Origin of the sequence: Microbacterium sp. ISL-103, assembly GCF_018613995.1 — a bacterium.
Classification (GTDB): Bacteria; Actinomycetota; Actinomycetes; order Actinomycetales; family Microbacteriaceae; genus Microbacterium.
Map to the genome: position 1 here is coordinate 1 of NZ_JAGGPD010000489.1, position 2,722 is coordinate 2,722.

Annotated in this window: 3 protein-coding genes and 1 pseudogene; all 4 read left to right on the forward strand. The window is 67.8% G+C overall.

The features are described from left to right. Positions 1-26 precede the first annotated feature (26 nt). Positions 27-395: a hypothetical protein gene (locus J7E68_RS16435; RefSeq protein ID WP_215174401.1), complete on the forward strand. Its 369-nt coding sequence runs from the start codon at positions 27-29 to the stop codon at positions 393-395. A 57-nt stretch (positions 396-452) separates the two neighbouring features. Continuing rightward, positions 453-899: a hypothetical protein gene (locus tag J7E68_RS16440; protein ID WP_251049085.1), complete on the forward strand. Its 447-nt coding sequence runs from the start codon at positions 453-455 to the stop codon at positions 897-899. Then, the gene (locus tag J7E68_RS16445; protein ID WP_215174399.1) at positions 896-1,849 is read left to right on the forward strand and encodes a bifunctional riboflavin kinase/FAD synthetase; all 954 of its coding nucleotides are present in this window, start codon (positions 896-898) and stop codon (positions 1,847-1,849) included. The genes J7E68_RS16440 and J7E68_RS16445 overlap by 4 nt, the downstream gene beginning before the upstream one ends. A 208-nt stretch (positions 1,850-2,057) precedes the next feature. Further along, positions 2,058-2,722 (forward strand): annotated as a pseudogene (locus tag J7E68_RS16450) (ATP-dependent helicase); the annotation flags it as partial.

A 2,722-nucleotide genomic window follows, 5' to 3' on the forward strand; every position in this document is an offset into this window, starting at 1 on the left:
GCCATGAACAGTCCGGGGATCGCCCGATGATCCTGTGGTTCACGATCGTCCAGGTCGCACTCGCTGTGGCGGCGGGCCTCTTCTGCGTGACGATCGGGCTGGCAGGGCGCCGCCCCAGCGACTACACGGTGGGTGCGCTCGCGCTCGTCGAGCTGCTGCTCATCGTCCAGGTGGTCGTCGCCATCGTGGCACCCCTCGTCGGCAACCCGCCGACCGGTGATCTTCTCGAGTACTGGGTCTACCTCGTGTCGGCGGTGCTGCTGCCGATCGGTGCGGTGCTCTGGGCGCTCATGGAGCGCAGCCGGTGGAGCACGGTGATTCTCGGAGTCGCCGCATTCGCCGTCGCGATCATGGTCTGGCGCATGCACGTCATCTGGACGATCCAGGTGGCCTGACCGGGCGCCGGCACCGCGCATCCGCCCGCCCCGCTCGGACCTAGAATGGGTGGAGCTATGAGCACCACCGCCCCCACCTCCCGAATGACCGGCATCGGCCGTGTCCTCGTGATCGTCTACGCCGTCATGGCGCTGGCCGCGACAGGTCGAAGCTTCGTGCAGATCTTCCGGCAGTTCGACGAGGCACCCCTCGCGTACACGCTCTCAGCCCTCGCGGCGGCGGTCTACATCCTGGCGACACTGGCTCTCGTGCTGGCGAACCGCCGCGGGTGGTATGCGGTGGCGTGGGTGGCCATCGTCTTCGAGCTCACCGGCGTACTGGTGGTCGGCGCTCTCAGCATCTTCTTCACCGATCTCTTCCCGCACGACACCGTCTGGTCGATGCTCGGGCGCGGCTATCTCTTCATCCCGCTCGTGCTCCCGGTGTTCGGGATCTGGTGGCTGCGGACGCATCGACCGGTGCGCGACGCACAGGACGCGGCGGCCGCCGAGGCGATCGCATGATCGTCTTCCGCGACCCGCAGCAGGTGCCCGCCGGATTCGGCGCCTCGGTCGTGGCCATCGGAAAGTTCGACGGGGTTCATGCCGGGCACCGTGCGGTCATCCGGCGCCTCAAGCAGATCGCCGACGCGACGGGGCAGCGTGCGGTCGCAGTGACGTTCGACCGCAACCCGCTCGCCGTACTGCGCCCCGATCGCCGCCCTGAGAACGTGGTGACCGTCGACCGCAAGCTGGAGCTGCTGGGCGAGCTCGACCTCGATGCGACCCTCGTCCTGACCTTCGACGCAGAGCTCGCGGCTCGCAGCGCCGAGGAATTCGTCACCTCGATCCTGGTGAAGGCACTGGGCGTCTCGACGGTCCTCGTCGGAGAGGACTTCCGGTTCGGTCATGGAGGAGCGGGGAACCCCGAACTCCTGCGTGAGCTCGGGCCGACGCACGGTTTCACGGTCGAGGTCGTCGACGACGTCTTCCTCGACGGATCCGCCCGGAGGGTCTCGTCCACGTGGATCCGGGAACTGCTCATGGACGGCGACGTCGCCACGGCTGCTCGCGTGCTCGATCGTCACGTCGACGTGCGGGGCGAGGTCGTGCACGGACTCAAGCGAGGGCGCGAGCTCGGGTTCCCCACGGCGAACCTCTCTGCGTCCGTCGACTCGTTCGTGCCCGCCGACGGCGTCTATGCCGGGTGGCTCGTCGATCACCAGACGGGGATCCGTCACCGAGCGGCGATCTCGGTGGGCACCAACCCGACGTTCGACGATGTGCTCGAACGACAGGTCGAGGCGCACGTCATCGGCGAGACTGATCTTGATCTCTACGGGCACGACGTGACCGTCGAGTTCGTCGAGCGGTTGCGCGGGATGGTCGCATTCGAGGGCATCGAGAAGCTCAAGTCGCAGATGGCGGCCGATGTCACGGACGCCGAGCGCGTGCTCTCGCAGAGCGCCGGCTGAACCTCGCACGAACTCTGCGTGTCCTGATCTGCGGCGTTCCCGCGTCATGACATAGAATGAGATCGGTGATTCACGATCGTCGCGCGTCATTCGCTCGTCGACGATCACCGGAAATACTGTTCGTACGGTCATGGCTCACGCCACACGCGAACACCGAGAACGGCCGATGCATCCCTCGGATGCCCCGGCCTTCACGCTCAGGAGGAGCATGCCGACCACGGCAACCGCCGCAACACGGCGCAAGAAGACGTCTCGTCGCGATGAAGAGGCACCCCTGATCCCGATCCTCGCGCGCAAGGTGCGCGAGATCGAGGCGAAGTCCCAGCGGGGCAAGCTCGGGCCCACGAACCGCGTCAAGTTCCAGGTGATCGCCTTCCTGGTGCGCGAAGAGCGCGCGAGGGTGAAGGCCGACTCCGAGATCGCCGACGCCGCCAGATCCGAGCTGCTCAAGCGGCTCGACGGTGTGGCGACGATCCTGGCGAAGACCGCTGCTCGCGACACCTCGCTGATCCAGCTCCTCGAAGCCGACCAGGCGACCTCGCCGGTGGCGAAGCGGATGCGTCGCGACTGGCTTCTCGAGTCCGGAGCCGAGCTGGCCCCGGAAGAGCTCATCATCGCCGACGTCGCCCCGGTTGCGACATCGGTCGTGTCCGCGGCGATCGCGGAGCGCCAGGTGACGCCTGCCTCTGTGGAGGCCCGTCAGCTCGCGAACCCGTTCCTCGCTCCCGACCTCACGCCGCGCGCTGCCACGACCCCGCGCCGCCGGCTCGACGGCTGGGAACTCATGGGGCCGCTGTACAAGGCCTTCGAGACCGGCGCCGGAGGAGGAGCGGCGAGCATGGACCTGCCGCCCGCACCCGAGTACGACCACCC